Here is a 15,331-nt window from a genome sequence, read left to right as displayed (position 1 = left end):
TGGCGGTGAGGCAGCACGCAAGCAAGCAACCCTGCAGACAGGCCCTTTCGAGGAGGACACGATGATCAAGGATACCGACACCCTCAGCAACTACCTCGCCGTCATCAAGGTCGTGGGCGTGGGCGGAGGCGGCACCAACGCGGTGAACCGCATGATCGAGGAGGGCATCCGCGGCGTCGAGTTCGTGGCCGTCAACACCGACGCCCAGGCGCTCGCCATCTCCGACGCCGACATCAAGGTCCACATCGGCACCGACATCACCAAGGGCCTCGGCGCCGGCGCCAACCCCGAGGTCGGCAAGGAGGCCGCCGAGGACACCCGCGACGAGATCAAGGCCGCGCTCGCGGGCGCCGACATGGTCTTCATCACCGCCGGCGAGGGCGGCGGCACCGGCACCGGTGCGGCCCCCGTGGTGGCCGACATCGCCAAGAACGACGTGGGCGCCCTCACGGTGGGCGTCGTCACCAAGCCCTTCACCTTCGAGGGCCGCAAGCGCTTCTCCTCCGCCATGGAGGGCATCAAGAACCTCTCCGAGAACGTCGACACTCTCATCGTGATCCCCAACGACCGCCTGCTCGACCTCTCCGAGAAGAAGACCACCATGCTCGAGGCCTTCCGCATGGCCGACGACGTGCTGTGCCAGGGCACCCAGGGCATCACCGACCTCATCACGGTCCCCGGCCTGATCAACCTCGACTTCGCCGACGTCTGCACCATCATGAAGAACTCCGGCACCGCCATGATGGGCATCGGCACCGCCTCCGGCGACAACCGCGCCACCGACGCCGCCGAGGAGGCCATCTCCAGCCGCCTGCTCGAGGGCTCCATCGACGGCGCCACGCGCGTCCTGCTCTCGATCGCCGGCAACAAGGACCTCGGCATCCAGGAGATCAACGACGCCGCCGACCTCGTCGCCAAGAACGTCGACCCCGAGGCCACGATCATCTTCGGCACCGTCGTCGACGAGTCGCTCGGCGACCAGGTCCGCGTGACCGTCATCGCCACGGGCTTCAGCGACGGCAACGTCCAGCAGCCCCTGCCCTCGATGTCCATGCCGGTCTCCCGTCCCGCGGCCCCCGCTCGCCAGCAGAAGTCGAGCGCCCCGGCCTCGACCTCGAGCCGCTCCGGGTCGTCCAACGACAAGGAGTTCGACATCCCCGAGTTCCTGAAGCGCAGCCGCATCTAGCGATGCCCTGCTTGGAGCGATACCAGTCCGGCGAGGTGACCCTGCTCTCCGACGCGCGCGTCGCGGGCGGGGTCACCTTCGCCTTCACGGAGCGGACCGGCGGCGTCTCCGCGACGCCGTACGCCTCGCTCGACCTCGGCGACGCCTGCGGGGACGACCCCGCGGCCGTCGCCGAGAACCGGCTCCGCGCGCTCGCGGCGCTCGGCGCCGACGGCCTGGCCGAGCGTCTCGTCAACCCGAGGCAGGTGCACGGCGACGAGGTCGTGTGCGTGCGCTCCGGCGACGAGGCCTCGGTCCGAGAGGCCCAGCGCCTCGCGCGCCTCGGCGCCGACGCCGTCGTCTGCACCGCCCCCGACGTCCCCGTCCTTCTGTGCTTCGCCGACTGCGTCCCCGTGGTGATCGCCTGCCCGGGCGGCTTCGCGGTCGCGCACTCGGGATGGCGGGGGACCCTGTCCCGGATCGCCGCCAAGGCGGCGCGGGCGCTCTGCGAGCAGGCGGGCGCGCTTCCCGGCGAGCTCGTCGCCTACGTCGGCCCCCACATCCTCGTGGACGACTACGAGGTGTCCGCCGAGCTCGCCGAGCGCTTCTCGGAGGAGTTCGGGTCGGGCGTCATCGCGGGGGAGCGCAGGCTCGACCTCACGGCGGCGGTCCTTTCGGCCCTCGCCGAGGCGGGCCTCGACGCCTCGCAGGTGGCGTGCTGCGCCGATTCGACCGCCTCCTCGACGGGGCGGTTCTTCTCGTACCGGGCCGAGGGGGGAACCTGTGGCCGGCACGGCGCGATCGCCGTCCTGGGCGGCTCGCGGGCCGCGTGGAGGCCGCTCGAAGACGGACAAGGGTCGGGGGAGGAGAGGACGCGATGAGCGAGGACCAGACGTACGCGAGCTTCCTGAGCTCCCGTCGGGAGGAGATTCTCGAGCGGATCGGCGCCTCCGCGCGCCGCTCCGGTCGCGAGCCCGGGCAGGTCGAGGCCATCGCGGTCTCCAAGACCGTCGGTCCCGACGAGGTCCTTCTCGCCCGCCGCGCGGGATGGGGCCGCTTTGGCGAGAACCGCCCGCAGGAGCTCGTCCGCAAGCTCGAGGCCCTCTCCGGGGAGCCCGAGATGACGGGCGTTCGCTTTGACATGATCGGCAACCTCCAGAAGAACAAGATCAACCAGGTGATCGGTCGGGTTTCGCTCATCCATTCGATCTCATCCGCGCATCTCGCCCAGGCGGTGTCGACGCGCTGCGAGGCGCGCGGCATCGTCGCCGACGTGCTGCTCGAGACCAACGTCTCCGGCGAGGCGTCCAAGTCGGGCTTCTCCTGCGAGGAGCTTCGGGCGGCCGCCGAGTCGGTGGTGGCGCTGCCGGGCATCCGCGTGCTCGGCCTGATGACGATGGCGCCCGCCGGCGACCCCGCCGCGGCGCGTCGGACGTTCTCGGGCCTGCGCGAGCTCGCCGAGGAGCTGCGCGCGCGGACGGGGCTTCCCCTCGAGACGCTCTCCTGCGGGATGAGCGACGACTTCGAGGCCGCGGTCGAGGAGGGCTCGACCCTCGTGCGGCTCGGACGATGCGTGTTCGACCAGGGCTACGCCCTGAGCTGACAGTACTGACGGAGCGTGGCCGCGCCTCGCGCGCGGCGGAAGAAGGAGGAGAGCATGGGCTTTCTTGACACGATCAAGGACCGTCTCCGCGGCGGCGCGGGCGACGACTACTACGAGGACGACTACTACGAGGACGAGGAGGGCTACGAGGGCGAGCAGGGAGGCTACGCCCACGAGTCCCGCCGTCGCGACACGGGCTCCAGCCCGCGCCTGCTCGGCAACACCCCGCGCCCCGAGGCCGAGAGCGTCTCGGTCTTCACCCGCTCCGGCCGCCCGGTGAGCGCCCGTCCCGCCCCGTCCCAGCCCTCGCAGGGCTCCTACTCCTCGGGCGGCTACGCCGACGACGCCTCGCGCCACTCCTCCCAGGACGTGACCTCCGCGATGCGCCCCATCCCCACCCCCGGCGACCTCGGCCCGCGCACCATCTCGAGGGCGAACAACTCCGGCCAGCTGCCTCCCTACGTCCTGAAGCCCGTCTCCTATGACGACGTTCAGACGGTCGTCCGCCGCGTCCGCACCGGCCAGCCGGTCGTCCTGGTCTTCCGCAACACCAACATCGAGACCGCCAAGCGCATCCTCGACTTCTCCTTTGGCCTCTCCTTCGGCATCGGCGGCGAGGTCAGCGAGCTCGGCGACCGGGTCTTCGTCGTGCTGCCGTGCGGCATCGAGCTCGCCCGCGCCGACATCGACAAGCTCGTCGCCGACGGCGACCTCGTCCGGTAGGCGCCGTCATGAGCGAGACCCTCTCCGTCAGCGTCGGCATCGTCGGCGCCGGCTCCATGGGCGGATCGATCGCGCGCGGCCTGCTCGAGGCGGGCGCGATCGTCCCCGAGCGTCTGCTCGCCGCAGACCACGACCCCGCCCGCACCGCGGCGCTCGCCGCGCTCGGCGCGCACGTCTTCCCGGACGGGGCGGCGCTTGTCGACGCGGGCCCGGACGTGGTGGTCCTCGCCGTGAAGCCCCAGGTGCTGCCCGACGTCATGGCGCAGTGCGCCGCGGGGCTTGCCGGGAGGCTCGTCATCTCGATCGCGGCGGGCGTCGCGCTCTCGACGATCGAGGCGGCCCTTCCCGGCGCGCGGGTGGTCCGCGCGATGCCCAACCTGCCGGTGCAGGTGCGCTCCGGCGCCACGGCGCTCGCCGCCGGGTCCCTGGCGACGGCAGCCGACGTCGAGCTCGCCCGCAAGGTCTTCGCCGCGCTCGGCGCCGCTCAGGTCATGCGCGAGGACCAGCTCGACGTCTCCGGCGCCGTCGTGGGGACGGCGCCCGCGTTCTTCTCGCTGTTTGTCGACACGCTCACGCGCGCCGGCGTCCGCGCGGGGCTTCCCGCCCAGGCGTGCCGCGAGATGCTCGAGACGACCATGCGCGGCTGCGCCGAGCAGCTCCTGGCCGAGGGCGTCCACCCGCGCGCCTACATGGAGCGCGTGACGTCGCCGGGCGGGACCACCGCCGCGGCACTGCGCGAGCTCGAGCCGCTCGTGGCCGCCGGCTCCGAGGAGGCGGTCGACGCCGCGCTCGCGCGCACGCGAGAGCTTGCCGAGGGCTGATCGTGGGTACCATGTGCGTTGGGGACCGTCCCCAACTCGCATATGCAAATTGGGGACAGTCCCCAATTTGAAGGTTTAGGAAAGGCGGGGCATGAGCCTCTACACCATACTCTCTGTCGTCCAGCGGCTCTTTGACATCTACGGCTGGCTCATCGTCATCTGGTGCATCCTGTCCTGGGTGCCTCGGACGGGGTCCGGCTTCTTCGAGGACCTCCGGGCGGCCATCGCGACCCTCGTGGAGCCCTTCGTCGGCCTCTTCAGGCGCTTCATCCCGCCCGTCATGGGCGTCGACTTCTCGCCGGTTGTGGCGATATTGGCGCTCAGCCTCATCGAGCGGTTGCTGTATTACCTGATTTTGTAGACTGTAGTGGTAAGGTTAAGCGGACGTGACCGCGTCCGCGAAGCGAAAGGGAACAAGAATGGCAATCACACCAGCAGACATCGAGCAGCAGACCTTCTCTCCCTCCAAGCACGGCTATGACACCGAGGAGGTCGACGCCTTCCTGGAGCAGCTCTCCGCCGAGGTGGACGCGATGCTCCAGAAGATCGCGGACCTCAAGGGCCGCCTGACCTCCACCGAGCAGCAGCTCTCCGCCGCCCAGGCGCAGATTGCCAGCCTCGAGGAGCGCGGCTCCTCCACCGCCCCGGCCCCCGTCGCCCCGGCGCCGGCTCCCGCCACCGACTCCATCACCGCGTCCGAGCGTCAGATCTCCCAGGTCCTCATCGTGGCGCAGCAGTCCGCCGACAAGCTCCTCGCCGAGGCGCGAGACTCCGCCGAGCGCATCCGCAATGACGCCGACGCCAAGGCCCGCGAGGTCATCCGTCAGGCGCTCGCCGAGAAGCAGAACGAGCTCGACGAGATCGACCGTCTGAAGGCCTCCCGCGAGGACTTCCGCGCCGAGTACAAGAAGCTCCTGCAGCACTTCATGGACGATGCCGAGGCCATGTTCCCGGCGCAGGTCTCCTTCTCCAGCGCCCCCACCGGCTCCGCCGGCACCACCCACACCGACGTCCCGACCGCCGCTCCCACGCCCGTGGCTCCCGCCCCGGCGCCGGCCGTCAACGTCGCCGACTTTGGTGACCTCGACTAGCTCCTCGTTGAGCACGCCTCCGCGCGGCCCCGCGTCCTTGTCGGCGCGGGGTCGTTTTCGTCTTGAGGCTCTTGGGTCGAGAAGGGCGAGAAGGTGCGAGGTGGGCCTATAAGCCGGGTTCTGTCGTGGGCGGCCATTTATCTACTGCGGCTGTCACCAGCCGCCTCTAGCGCGCAACCCGAGCGCAGTGCGGGCCACACCATGGCGCTCCTATTTGCGTTTGCTCCGGATGGGGCTTGCCAAGCCGCCGTGTTGCCACGACGCTGGTGGTCTCTTACACCACCGTTTCAGCTTTTCCCTCAACGGGCCAGGCCCGCCAGCGGGAGTCTTCTTTTCTGCGGCGCTTTCCGTCGGGTCACCCCGCCCGGCCGTTAGCCGGCATCCTGCCCTGTGGAGCCCGGACTTTCCTCATGGCGCTTTCGCGCCCCGCGGTCGCCTGGCCCACCTCGCGCCAAGGATTCTACCATGAAAATGACCTTGAGCCGCGGCGCTCGCCTTGGACTACAATACGACTGCGAATCGCACACATCGCCGCCCCCGACGGCACGCAGCAGGAAAGGTTACGCACGTGGGTCTTCTCGACAAGCTGAGTCGGACGCTGCCCGGCGCCAGGAGGGCGCCCGAGGCGGTCCCGGCGCCCCAGGACCCCGAGGCCATCCTCGCTCCCGTCACGGGGCAGGTGGTCGCCCTCGACGCGGTGCCCGACCCCGCCTTCTCCCAGGGGATGCTGGGGTGCGGTCTGGGCATCCGCGCCCAGGAGGACGTGGCGTTCTCCCCGGTGTCGGGGACGGTGGTGGCCGACGTCAAGACCAAGCATGCCCTGCTCATCCAGGCCGAGAACGGCGCGGAGGTCCTCCTTCACGTGGGCCTGGACTCGGTGCGCCTGCGCGGCGCGGGGTTCCGGGCGTTTGTCCGCAAGGGCGACCGCGTCCGAGCCGGTCAGCCCGTCATGAGCTTCGACCGCGCGCTGATGAGCGAGCGCGGGCTCGACGACACGGTGGTCGTGACCGTGACCAACGCCGACGCCTTCGCCTCGGTGCGGGTCGTGTGCGACAGCGACGTCGAGGTGAGCGCCGGAAGCGAGCTCATCAGGTGCGAGCGGTGACGGGGGAGTCCTATCGCACGCCGCGCGTCGGCGTCGAGGCCGTGGGCGAGTTCGAGGACCGTCGCAGCCGCTTCATCGCGCAGCTTGCCCACGTGGAGAGCGAGAAGGACGCGGAGGCCTTCATCGAGCAGGTGCGCTCGCGCCATCACGACGCGCGCCACAACGTCCCCGCCTGGATCCTCGCGGACGGCCGCGAGCGCTGCTCCGACGACGGCGAGCCCAGCCGGACCTCGGGGATGCCCACGCTCGAGGTCCTGCGCGGCGCGGGCCTGGCCAACGTCTGCTGCGTGGTCACGCGCTACTTCGGCGGGACGCTGCTGGGCCCCGGCGGCCTCGTGCGCGCCTACACCGCCGCCACCCAGGCAGCCGTCGAGGCGGCCGAGACAGACGACAAGATCGTCGAGATGACGCTGGTGACGCCGGTCACCGTGCAGCTGCCCTACGCCCTCTACGACCGCGTGACCCGCCTCGCGACGGATGCCGGCGGAAAGGTGGCCGACTCGCTCTTCGCCGAGGACGTGCAGCTCTCCCTGGTCTTTCGCGCCGGGGAGGAGGCACCCTTCGTCGCTGCGGCCCGCGAGCTCGCCAACGGTGACGACATCGCCCGCGCGCACGAGCCCCGCTTCGCGGAGTTCTAGTCTCAACTTCCTCCGACCCGACTCGCCCCGTCGGGCAACGTCCGGCGCTCAGACAGTCCTCGCCGCAGAAGGCGCGGCTGCGGAACTCGCGGCGGACGTTGCCCGCCGGGGCTTGGGCGCTGCGGCTAGAGTCGGCCGAGACAAGGGTCGCCCCCGGGCTTGTCCCGCGCGCAGTTCCGCAGCCGCGCCCTATGCGGCGAGGACTGTCTGAGCACGGGGCAAGCCCGGGGGCGACCCATGGGGTGCGTATGTCTACAGCCGCGGCGCGAGCGCGAGGCCTACGGTGGTCCAGGGGTCGACCTCCTCGACGGGGGCGTTGTCCCAGAGGTCGAGCAGGTCCGCGGGCACGAACTCGCGGCGCACGACGACCTCGCCGCCGTAGGTGCGGAACCACTCGGCGCTCGCCACGAGGTAGCCGCCCTTGCAGGCGTCCTCGCCCCAGCTGTTCTCGATGCGCCAGGCCACCGGACGGCAGTCGGCGCCCAGCTCGACGCCCTGGAAGGTCATCGCGTGGGTGTTGCGCGTCTCGTGCGCGTCGATCATCTCGGCGCGGTCCATGGAGAGGTCGACGCCAAAGAGTCCCTCGTAGTCCATCGTGTCGCACGCGAGCACGCCGGGGAAGTCCTCGATCTTGCGCGGGAACTGCTGGCCCACGTCGCACGCCATCTCGCAAGGCACGCCGGCGCGAAGCGACGCCACGGCGGCGTCCTCGAGCGCCTCGACGGGCACGTTGAGCATCTTGAGAGGCGTGCCGTCGGCCATGGTGTCGGAGAAGCGGCGGTGGAAGACGTGGCCGAAGGGGCGGGTCTCGCCGGGCATGCTGACGAGCTGCACGTAGTCGCCCGGGTCGAGGGGCACGTAGCGCTCGGCGAACTCGCGCGGCGTGATGCCGCGGTCCACGAGGAGCCGCCGCGGCGCGTCCTTCTCGCATGCCGGGCGGTCGTCACCGGACTGCTCCACGAGCTGGGAGGCCTTGATGCGGCAGTTCTTGCCCACGGGGACCTCGAGGTCAAAGGTCAGCGGCGGCTCGCCGAGGCACACGGAGAGGACGCGGTGGCAGTCGGCGACCATGCCCTCCTTGGCCTCGCGCAGGTCTGCAACGTCGGCGCCCTCGGCCGCGAGGCGGCGCAGCTCCATCGCGCTCTTGTGGAAGAGGCGCTCGAGCTGGGCGTTCATCTGGTCGGCGTCCTTGGTGCAAGCGCTCTCGGGCATGACGTCCTTGGGCACGAGGCCCCACTTGCGGATGATGTTCATAGCGGCGGGGTAGTAGTTGCCGTCGCCCATGCAGTGGCCAAGAAGCCCCGAGACCTCGCGGGAGTCGAGCGGCAGCGCGGCGGTCTCGATGACGTACTCGAGACCCACGTTGAACTTCTCGAGCTTGTCATAGAAGAAGCCGAAGGCCTGGGAGAACTCGAAGTCGTCGACGTCGAGCAGGTCCATCGTGGCGGCGCGCGCCACGTTGAAGGCGGCGAACATCCAGCAGCGGCCGGAGTGGCGCTGGTTGGTGACCTTGCCGGTGCGCGCGCGGCTCACGGCAAAGGTGTCGTGATAGGTGCGCATGGTCGTGACGTCGCGCGCGGCGGCGTGGACGTTCATCGAGGTGACGGCGTTTCTCGCCACGCGGTTGGCTCGGTCGGCGGAGAAGGTCGAGGTGAGCTCGTTAGCGCGCTCGGGCGCGATCGCGCCGGGGGTGTAGTCGCTCATGTGTGCCCCCCTAGCGCGCGCGGGCGAGCGAGCCCATGGGGTCCCACGGTGCGAGCACGGTGGGCTCCTCGGTCTCGTAGGTCGCGCGCTCCTCGTCGCTCAGGTACTTCTTGTCAACGACGACCTGGTAGACGTACTCGTTGAACCAAGGGTCGGACAGGGTGTCAAAGCCGTTGCGACCGTGGTCGGCGCCCCAGCTGTTCTCGACCTTCCAGAGCGTGGGGTGGCCCTCGGCGTCGAGGTTGACGCCCTCGAGGACCATGGCGTGGGTCATGAGCGACTCGCCGTAGTCGAGGCGCTCCGCGCGGTCCATGCAGCCCTCGACCTCAAAGCCGAAGAGGGCGTCGACGTCCAGGGCGGCCGTGTCCATGATGCCCTCCTCGCGCAGGTAGCTCTGGCCCACGTCGCAGCCAAACCACACGGGGAGGTTGTCGCGCAGCTGAGCGACCGCGCACTCCTTGAGGCGCTCGATCGGGAGGTTGAGGTAGCGCACGCCGCCGTCCTCGACGACGTTGCCGAGGCGGCTCACGGTGTAGGTGTGGCCGAAGGGCTTGTCGACGGTGGGGGCGGAGATGAGGCTCACGTAGTCGTCGACGTTCATGTCCACGACGGAGGCGAAGAACTCCTGAGGCGTGTAGGTGCCGGAGAGCGCGAGCTTGTCGTTCTTGTCGCGCAGACGGACCTCGAAGGACGCGGGCGGCTCGCCGAGGCAGGTCGCGAGGAGGTGATAGACGTCACCCATCATCTCCTTTTTCATCTCCTCGAGATCCTCGCGGCAGACGCCCGCCTCGTGGCTCTGGCGCAGGCGCTTGGCGGCGCCGCGCAGGTAACGGGTGAGGCAGGAGTCCATCTCGCGGGTGTTGCGCGAGCAGGCGGTCTCGGGCATGGCCTCCTTGGGCACCACGCCGTACTTCTTGACGAGGCTGCGAAACATGTCCCACTGGCCGCCGTCGCCCACGGGCGCCATGAGCAGGTAGGACACGAGACGGCCGTCGAGCGGCTCGTCCAGGGTGTCGAGGATGTTCTCGAAGAACCAGTTGCTCTTCTCGAGCTTGTCCCAGAACAGGGGATAGGTCTGGGAGAGCTCGAAGGTCTTGAGGTCGTAGCGGTGGATGACGCGGTAGCGCATGGTGTTGAGGCTCGCGAACATCCAGCAGCGGCCGGAGCGCTGCTGGTCGCAGCGATCTCCCTGCTTGACCTCGACGTCGAAGGTGAGCGCGTTGGCGGCCACCCCCTCGGGCACGCGCGCTGCGGCGGTGATGCCGTTGGAGCTCACCGCGTTCTTCGCGACGATGTTGACGCGCTCGGAGCGGAACTGGTCGTGCGCCGACGCCAGGTCGTCGACGGTCACCGAAGTCATCTCGTCCATAGTCTTGCCTCCCGTTTGTTGGATGATTTAACCGCTCACGAGGATAGCACTCGCGTTCTTGCAGCGGCAGGGCCCCGTGGGTTCCCGTGCCCCCGTGCAAAACGTGCCTTCAATGCATATTCGGGCAGGTCGCGAAACATAAGCCGCCTTCGATACATGGGATTTTCGCGCCGTTCCGAAAACGTCTCTGCGTTTTCCCAGTTGAGCTGTGTCTGCATGAGCCGGTTTTCCCAAGAGATTCCCCTCTGGGGCGGATTTTGCATGGATTGAGATGAGGTTTTGCTTGGCGGAGCGCCCAGATATGGATTGAGGGACGGTTTTGCAGAGACGTGGGCGCGAGCGCTTGCGGAGCGGCTCCCGTCCCAGGCGGGCGGGACGCGCCCGGGGTCGGGGCCCATGCTAGAATCGGGCAAGACGAGCCCAGGGCCAAGGGAGGCGGCATGAGTCGCGACATCGAGATGCGCCTCGCGCGCGAGCTGCCCGCCTACGCGCTTCGCGTGGTCGGCGCGCTCGAGGCCGCCGGGCACGAGGCCTGGGTCGTGGGAGGCTGGGTGCGCGACGCCCTGCTCGGCCGGCCCGGTCACGACGTCGACGTCACGACCTCGGCGCCCTGGCAGCAGACGGCCCGCGTGCTGCGCGCCGCGGGCATCGAGGTGCACGAGACGGGGACGGCGCACGGAACCGTGACCGCCGTCGTCGACGGCAGTCCCGTCGAGACCACCACCTATCGCGTCGAGGGGGCCTACACCGACCGCCGGCATCCTGACGAGGTTCGCTTTGTCACGGACGTGCGCGAGGACCTCGCCCGTCGGGACTTCACCGTCAACGCGATGGCCTTTCACCCGAAGCGAGGCCTGCTCGACCCCTTTGACGGAGAGAAAGATCTTGCGGCGCGGGTCATCCGCGCGGTTGGGGAGCCGCGTCGGCGCTTCGAGGAGGACGCCCTGCGCGTGCTGCGTGCCGTGCGCTTCGCATGTCGGCTTGACGCCAGGATCGATTCGGCCACGCAGGATGCCCTCGTCTCGTGCGCGCCCGAGCTCGCCCAGATCGCGCACGAGCGCATCGGCCAGGAGCTGGACGGCATTCTCGCGACAGGCCGGGCCGCCTGGGCGCTGCGCCACGAGTTCGCCGTGATGGCCGCCGCCGTCCCCGAGCTCGCGCCGATGGCGGGCTTTGACCAGAAGAGCCCCTATCACGCCCACGACGTGCTCGAGCACACGGCGCGCGTCTGCGCGGGCGTGGAGGAGTTCACGGGCGGCGGCGCCTCGCAGGCGCTGCGCTGGGCGGCGCTCCTGCATGACGTCGCCAAGCCGGAGTGCTGGAGCGAGGACGTGTCCGGCCGCGGACACTTCTTCGGCCATCCCGAGGCGGGGGCCCGGACGGCCCGGCGCGTCATGGCGCGTCTGGCGATTCCCGGCGACGTATCGCGCGCTGCCGCGGCGCTGGTGCTGCTGCACGACTTCGAGATCCGCGCGACGGCCCCCTCCATGCGTCGCATGCTCTCCGAGCTGGAGCGGGCCTGCCCGGGCCAGGCGCGCAGGCTCTCCTTCGACCTGCTCGACCTCAAGCGCTCCGACGCGGTTGCCAAGGCGCCGCAGTGTACGGGCTATGCCGTGGAGCTCGACCAGATGACCCGCGCGCTGCGCGCCGAGCTCGCCGCCGGGGCGGTCTGGTGCGTGGGCGACCTCGCCGTGGGCGGCGCGGACGTGATTCGCGAGCGCGGCATCGAGCCGGGCCCGGGCGTGGGCATGGTGCTCGCGCAGCTGCTCGCCACGGTCATGGATGGCCAGCTGCCCAACGACCGCGAGGCTCAGCTCGAGTGGCTCCGGTGGTAGGGGATGGGCTTGGGCGGCAAGCACAAGAAAAGGACCGGGGCGTGTGACCCCGGTCCTTGAACGTTTGGTAGCCCGTACCAGATTCGAACTGGTGATCTCCGCCTTGAGAGGGCGGCGTCCTGAACCGCTAGACGAACGGGCCATTTGGTAGCCCGTACCAGATTCGAACTGGTGATCTCCGCCTTGAGAGGGCGGCGTCCTGAACCGCTAGACGAACGGGCCACATATACGATTGGAAGGGGCAAATGGCTGGGACTGAGAGAGTCGAACTCCCGTTGACGGAACCAGAATCCGCTGTCCTACCACTAGACGAAGTCCCAATTTGCCACTTCATGCGCCTCTCAGCGCGGGAAAACACTATACGGGAAAGACGTCGGCCGCGCAAGCGTCTTTTTTGGAGAACTTGTGCGTCGCCGCCCGAGCCCTACGCCTGCCGCCAGAGCAGCACGTTGTCCTCGAACTCGATCCCCACGCGCCCCGCGTCGCGCAGCCAGGAGAGGTACGAGCGCACGGTGCTGCCCACGAGCGCGTGCTGCTCGAAGGTCATCCGCAGGCCGTAGTCGGCAAAGACCCGCTGCAGGATGCCCTCGAAGGAGCGCGGCTCGGCGCACAGCCCCACGATCTTCTCGGCAACCTCGTGCACCGTGTCGATGTTGAGCTGCGCCAGCTCGGAGACGTCCTCCGTGGCGGGCGCGTGGGCGGGGACGAACATCCGGGCGGAGAGGCCCTTGACCATCTCCAGGGTCTCGAGGTAGGCGGCGACGTCATAGACAAAGCTCACCCGATACTTCTCGAGCGTCTCGGCGCTCGAGAGGCAGTCGGCGAGAAAGACAACGTCGTCCGCCGTGCGATACCCGACCATGTCGAAGAAGTGGCCAGGCAGCCCGATGGCCTCGAGGCCCTCGGGGAGCTCCTCGGCCGTCAGGGGCTCGGCGTCGCTCTCCTGTGCCAGGAGGAACTTGTGCCTGAGGTCGCGGCACGGGTAGCCGCCGTAGAGAAACGCGGGCTCCAGCTCGGGCCGACGCGTGAACGCGCACTCGACGCCCGGCGCAAAGACCCGGCACCCCGTCTGCGCCTGCAGGTAGCGGTTGCCGCCGATGTGGTCCGCGTTGGAGTGGGTGTTGTAGATCGCCGTCAGGCGCCATCCCCGCTCGTCCAGCAGCTTGCGCACCCTGCGGCCCGCGTCCTTGTCGTTGCCGCTGTCGATGAGGCACACGTCGGTCTCGTCGAGTCGCACCAGGCCGATCTTGGCGGGGCTCTCGATGTAGAAGGTTCGGTCGGTGACCTGGATCAGCTCGTACACGCGAGGCCTCCTTGGCGTCGATGCCCGCGCCTGAGGGGCGGGCGAGAAGTGCGGGCAAAATCGGGGGCTATGGGCATCGAGTGCGGGCTCGCTCTTGGCGGATCTTCTTGAGTGCGCGCATCCAGTGCGTTGTGGCCCGCACTGGATATGAAAAGCGAGAAGTGCGGGCTCGCTCCCGGCGTATAGCGAGAAGTGCGGGAGGGCCGATAAGAACGTGCCGCCCCGCGCCGTCCCCCTACGCGCAGCCGGCGCAGCCCGCGCACGCCGCGCGCGCCGCGGGCGTGGCCGCGAGGCCGCCGCGGGCGGTCTCGCGCAGGCGCGACGGCAGGGCGTGACCGACCTCGGCCATCGCGGCGACGACCTGGTCGAAGGGCACGAGCCACTTCATACCCGAGAGGGCGAGCTGCGCCGCCGAGAAGGCCGCCGCCACGCCGATGGCGTTTCTCGCCTGGCAGGGGACCTCGACGAGGCCGCCCACCGGGTCGCAGACGAGCCCCAGCAGGTTGGAGATCGCGATCGAGCTCGCGCAGAGCGCCTGCTCCGGCGTGCCGCCGAGCAGCTCCACGAGCGCCGCGGCCGCCATCGCCGCCGCAGATCCCACCTCCGCCTGGCAGCCGCCCTCGGCGCCGGCGACGCAGGCGTGCGTCTGGATGTTGAGGCCCACCGCCGCGGCGCACCAGAGCGCCTCGGCGACGGCGTCGTCGCCTGCGCCCACGGCATCGGCGACGGCGAGCACGCAGCCGGGGACCACGCCGGCCGACCCCGCGGTGGGAGCTGCCACGATGACGCCCATCGCGGCCGAGCGCTCGAGCACCGCCATCGCGCGCGCGACGGCGTCGGTCTGCGCGGCGCCCATGAGCGCCTCCGCCCAGCGCCCGGAGCCCTCGCTCACGAGGCGCGCCTCCCCTCCGATGAAGCCGCCGAGCGAGCGCGCCGGCGCGCAGATGGGAGCGCTCGTCTCCTCGCGCATGACCTCGATGACGCGGCGCATGGACGCCTCGGCGCGCTCCTCGCCCGTGAGGCCGAGCTCGCGCAGACGCATGACGCCGCCGATGGAAAGCCCCCGCTCGGCGCAGGCCTCGAGCAGCTGGGCGCCGTCGTCGAAGAGCTCCGCCGCGGTGACGCCGGGGGCCACGGCAGAGCCCGGCACGGAGATGAAGGTCGCGAAGCTCACGTCGCGGATGCGGCGGATCATGGGCAGCACGGAGGCGTCTGGGGATCCGTCGGTCTCGAAGACCGAGTAGGCCTGGCCGCCCTGCTCGGTGCGGTAGGTGCGGCAGAAGGCGATGTTGACCTCGGCCATGGCCAGCAGGTGGGTGAGCGAGGCCAGGATGCCCGGGGCGTCGCGGTGCGCCACGAAGAGCGTCGCGTACGCCCCGGAGATGTCCACGCCCACGCCGTCGATGCGGCTGATGCGCATCTTGCCGCCGCCGAGGCTCTCGCCGCGCACCTGGCAGCGCTGGCCGCCGGCGCCCTCCATGTCGATGTCCACGGTGTTGGGGTGCACCGAGGAGTCGTCCCCGGCCTCGACGAACTCGAAGTCCAGGCCCGCCTCGCGCGCCAGGTCAAAGGCGTCGCGGATGCGCTCGTCGTCGGTGTCTAGGCCCAGCACGCCCGCCACGAGCGCCCGGTCGGTGCCGTGGCCGTGATAGGTGTGGGCGAAGGAGTTCCACAGCGTGAAGCGCACGCGCGCGATGCGCCCGCCCACGAGCGACGCCGCGACGCGCGCGCAGCGCAGGGCTCCGGCGGTGTGCGAGGAGGAGGGGCCCACCATGACGGGGCCCAGCACCTCAAAGGCGGAGGTGGTGGCAAGGGTCTGGGGCTTCGCTGCCATATGCGTCTCCCGTGACGGCGGGCCGTTGTTCTCGACAGCTAGCTTAGCAGGGTGCGGGCTGGCTTGGGCCGCCCTTGCGGCACTGTTACCAATTGGGGAAGCCCCGCCCGCGCCGCCCGCCCGGAGCGCGGGCTTGGATA

The 15,331-nt window shown here is 70.0% G+C and carries 14 protein-coding genes, 3 tRNA genes and 1 other RNA gene; 10 read left to right on the top strand and 8 right to left on the bottom strand.

Annotation, left to right across the window (positions count from 1 at the left end; all coding sequences use genetic code 11):
- Window positions 1-61: 61 nt before the first annotated feature.
- From ftsZ to NW198_RS03170, 7 genes are all read left to right on the top strand, one after another.
- Entirely contained in the window at window positions 62-1,186 is a 1,125-nt protein-coding gene (gene ftsZ / locus NW198_RS03200; protein ID WP_087314132.1) for a cell division protein FtsZ, read from the top strand.
- Window positions 1,187-1,188: 2 nt separating this feature from the next.
- Entirely contained in the window at window positions 1,189-2,046 is an 858-nt protein-coding gene (locus NW198_RS03195) for a polyphenol oxidase family protein (RefSeq protein ID WP_258339981.1), read from the top strand.
- The gene (locus NW198_RS03190; protein WP_087314135.1) at window positions 2,043-2,768 is read left to right on the top strand and encodes a YggS family pyridoxal phosphate-dependent enzyme; all 726 of its coding nucleotides are present in this window, start codon (window positions 2,043-2,045) and stop codon (window positions 2,766-2,768) included. The genes NW198_RS03195 and NW198_RS03190 overlap by 4 nt, the downstream gene beginning before the upstream one ends.
- Before the next feature lie 54 nt (window positions 2,769-2,822).
- Window positions 2,823-3,491 (top strand): cell division protein SepF, encoded by a 669-nt coding sequence (locus NW198_RS03185; RefSeq protein ID WP_087314137.1) that lies wholly within the window; start codon window positions 2,823-2,825, stop codon window positions 3,489-3,491.
- Window positions 3,492-3,499: 8 nt separating this feature from the next.
- Entirely contained in the window at window positions 3,500-4,312 is an 813-nt protein-coding gene (gene proC, locus NW198_RS03180) for a pyrroline-5-carboxylate reductase (RefSeq protein ID WP_258339980.1), read from the top strand.
- 91 nt (window positions 4,313-4,403) lie between these two features.
- Entirely contained in the window at window positions 4,404-4,673 is a 270-nt protein-coding gene (locus NW198_RS03175; RefSeq protein ID WP_087314141.1) for a YggT family protein, read from the top strand.
- 58 nt (window positions 4,674-4,731) lie between these two features.
- Window positions 4,732-5,403 (top strand): DivIVA domain-containing protein, encoded by a 672-nt coding sequence (locus NW198_RS03170; RefSeq protein ID WP_087314143.1) that lies wholly within the window; start codon window positions 4,732-4,734, stop codon window positions 5,401-5,403.
- 93 nt (window positions 5,404-5,496) lie between these two features.
- Here the strand turns inward: NW198_RS03170 and rnpB are convergent.
- Window positions 5,497-5,851, bottom strand: an RNA gene (rnpB, locus tag NW198_RS03165) — RNase P RNA component class A.
- A 120-nt stretch (window positions 5,852-5,971) separates the two neighbouring features.
- Between rnpB and NW198_RS03160 the strand changes: the two genes are divergently transcribed.
- Both NW198_RS03160 and NW198_RS03155 read left to right on the top strand, forming a co-directional pair.
- Entirely contained in the window at window positions 5,972-6,508 is a 537-nt protein-coding gene (locus tag NW198_RS03160; protein ID WP_258339979.1) for a PTS glucose transporter subunit IIA, read from the top strand.
- Window positions 6,505-7,146 (top strand): YigZ family protein, encoded by a 642-nt coding sequence (locus tag NW198_RS03155; protein WP_258339978.1) that lies wholly within the window; start codon window positions 6,505-6,507, stop codon window positions 7,144-7,146. Before NW198_RS03160 ends, NW198_RS03155 begins: the two co-directional genes overlap by 4 nt.
- Window positions 7,147-7,398: 252 nt before the next feature.
- Here the strand turns inward: NW198_RS03155 and NW198_RS03150 are convergent, their stop codons facing one another.
- Window positions 7,399-8,850, bottom strand: a complete 1,452-nt coding sequence (locus tag NW198_RS03150; RefSeq protein WP_258339977.1) for an aminopeptidase C — start codon at window positions 8,848-8,850, stop codon at window positions 7,399-7,401.
- A gap of 10 nt (window positions 8,851-8,860) precedes the next feature.
- A complete protein-coding gene (locus NW198_RS03145; protein ID WP_258339976.1) occupies window positions 8,861-10,219 on the bottom strand; it encodes an aminopeptidase C in 1,359 nt (452 codons plus the stop codon).
- Window positions 10,220-10,659: 440 nt separating this feature from the next.
- Here NW198_RS03145 and NW198_RS03140 point away from each other — a divergent pair, with 440 nt between their 5' ends.
- Window positions 10,660-12,054 (top strand): CCA tRNA nucleotidyltransferase, encoded by a 1,395-nt coding sequence (locus NW198_RS03140; protein ID WP_258339975.1) that lies wholly within the window; start codon window positions 10,660-10,662, stop codon window positions 12,052-12,054.
- 65 nt (window positions 12,055-12,119) lie between these two features.
- Here NW198_RS03140 and NW198_RS03135 read toward each other — a convergent pair.
- The 5 genes from NW198_RS03135 to sdaAA form a co-directional block, all read right to left on the bottom strand.
- A tRNA-Glu gene (locus NW198_RS03135) sits at window positions 12,120-12,196 on the bottom strand.
- Window positions 12,197-12,199: 3 nt separating this feature from the next.
- Window positions 12,200-12,276: transfer RNA gene (locus NW198_RS03130), tRNA-Glu, on the bottom strand.
- A gap of 24 nt (window positions 12,277-12,300) precedes the next feature.
- A tRNA-Gln gene (locus tag NW198_RS03125) sits at window positions 12,301-12,374 on the bottom strand.
- 104 nt (window positions 12,375-12,478) lie between these two features.
- Window positions 12,479-13,357: an MBL fold metallo-hydrolase gene (locus NW198_RS03120; protein ID WP_258339973.1), complete on the bottom strand. Its 879-nt coding sequence runs from the start codon at window positions 13,355-13,357 to the stop codon at window positions 12,479-12,481.
- Window positions 13,358-13,592: 235 nt separating this feature from the next.
- The gene (gene sdaAA / locus NW198_RS03115) at window positions 13,593-15,191 is read right to left on the bottom strand and encodes an L-serine ammonia-lyase, iron-sulfur-dependent, subunit alpha (protein ID WP_087314204.1); all 1,599 of its coding nucleotides are present in this window, start codon (window positions 15,189-15,191) and stop codon (window positions 13,593-13,595) included.
- Window positions 15,192-15,331: the final 140 nt, after the last annotated feature.

This window comes from Thermophilibacter sp. ET337 (assembly GCF_024733715.1).
Lineage (GTDB): Bacteria > Actinomycetota > Coriobacteriia > Coriobacteriales > Atopobiaceae > Thermophilibacter.
Note: the sequence above shows the minus strand (reverse complement) of the source record. Positions and strands in the feature narration are given on the sequence as shown.

Coding starts and splice junctions, on each gene's coding strand:
- NW198_RS03150 (WP_258339977.1), bottom strand. CDS start 8,850: ATGAGCGACTACACCCCCGGCGCGATCGCGCCCGAGCGCGCTAACGAG.
- NW198_RS03185 (WP_087314137.1), top strand. CDS start 2,823: ATGGGCTTTCTTGACACGATCAAGGACCGTCTCCGCGGCGGCGCGGGC.
- sdaAA (WP_087314204.1), bottom strand. CDS start 15,191: ATGGCAGCGAAGCCCCAGACCCTTGCCACCACCTCCGCCTTTGAGGTG.
- proC (WP_258339980.1), top strand. CDS start 3,500: ATGAGCGAGACCCTCTCCGTCAGCGTCGGCATCGTCGGCGCCGGCTCC.
- ftsZ (WP_087314132.1), top strand. CDS start 62: ATGATCAAGGATACCGACACCCTCAGCAACTACCTCGCCGTCATCAAG.
- NW198_RS03145 (WP_258339976.1), bottom strand. CDS start 10,219: ATGGACGAGATGACTTCGGTGACCGTCGACGACCTGGCGTCGGCGCAC.
- NW198_RS03190 (WP_087314135.1), top strand. CDS start 2,043: ATGAGCGAGGACCAGACGTACGCGAGCTTCCTGAGCTCCCGTCGGGAG.
- NW198_RS03175 (WP_087314141.1), top strand. CDS start 4,404: ATGAGCCTCTACACCATACTCTCTGTCGTCCAGCGGCTCTTTGACATC.
- NW198_RS03170 (WP_087314143.1), top strand. CDS start 4,732: ATGGCAATCACACCAGCAGACATCGAGCAGCAGACCTTCTCTCCCTCC.
- NW198_RS03195 (WP_258339981.1), top strand. CDS start 1,189: ATGCCCTGCTTGGAGCGATACCAGTCCGGCGAGGTGACCCTGCTCTCC.
- NW198_RS03140 (WP_258339975.1), top strand. CDS start 10,660: ATGAGTCGCGACATCGAGATGCGCCTCGCGCGCGAGCTGCCCGCCTAC.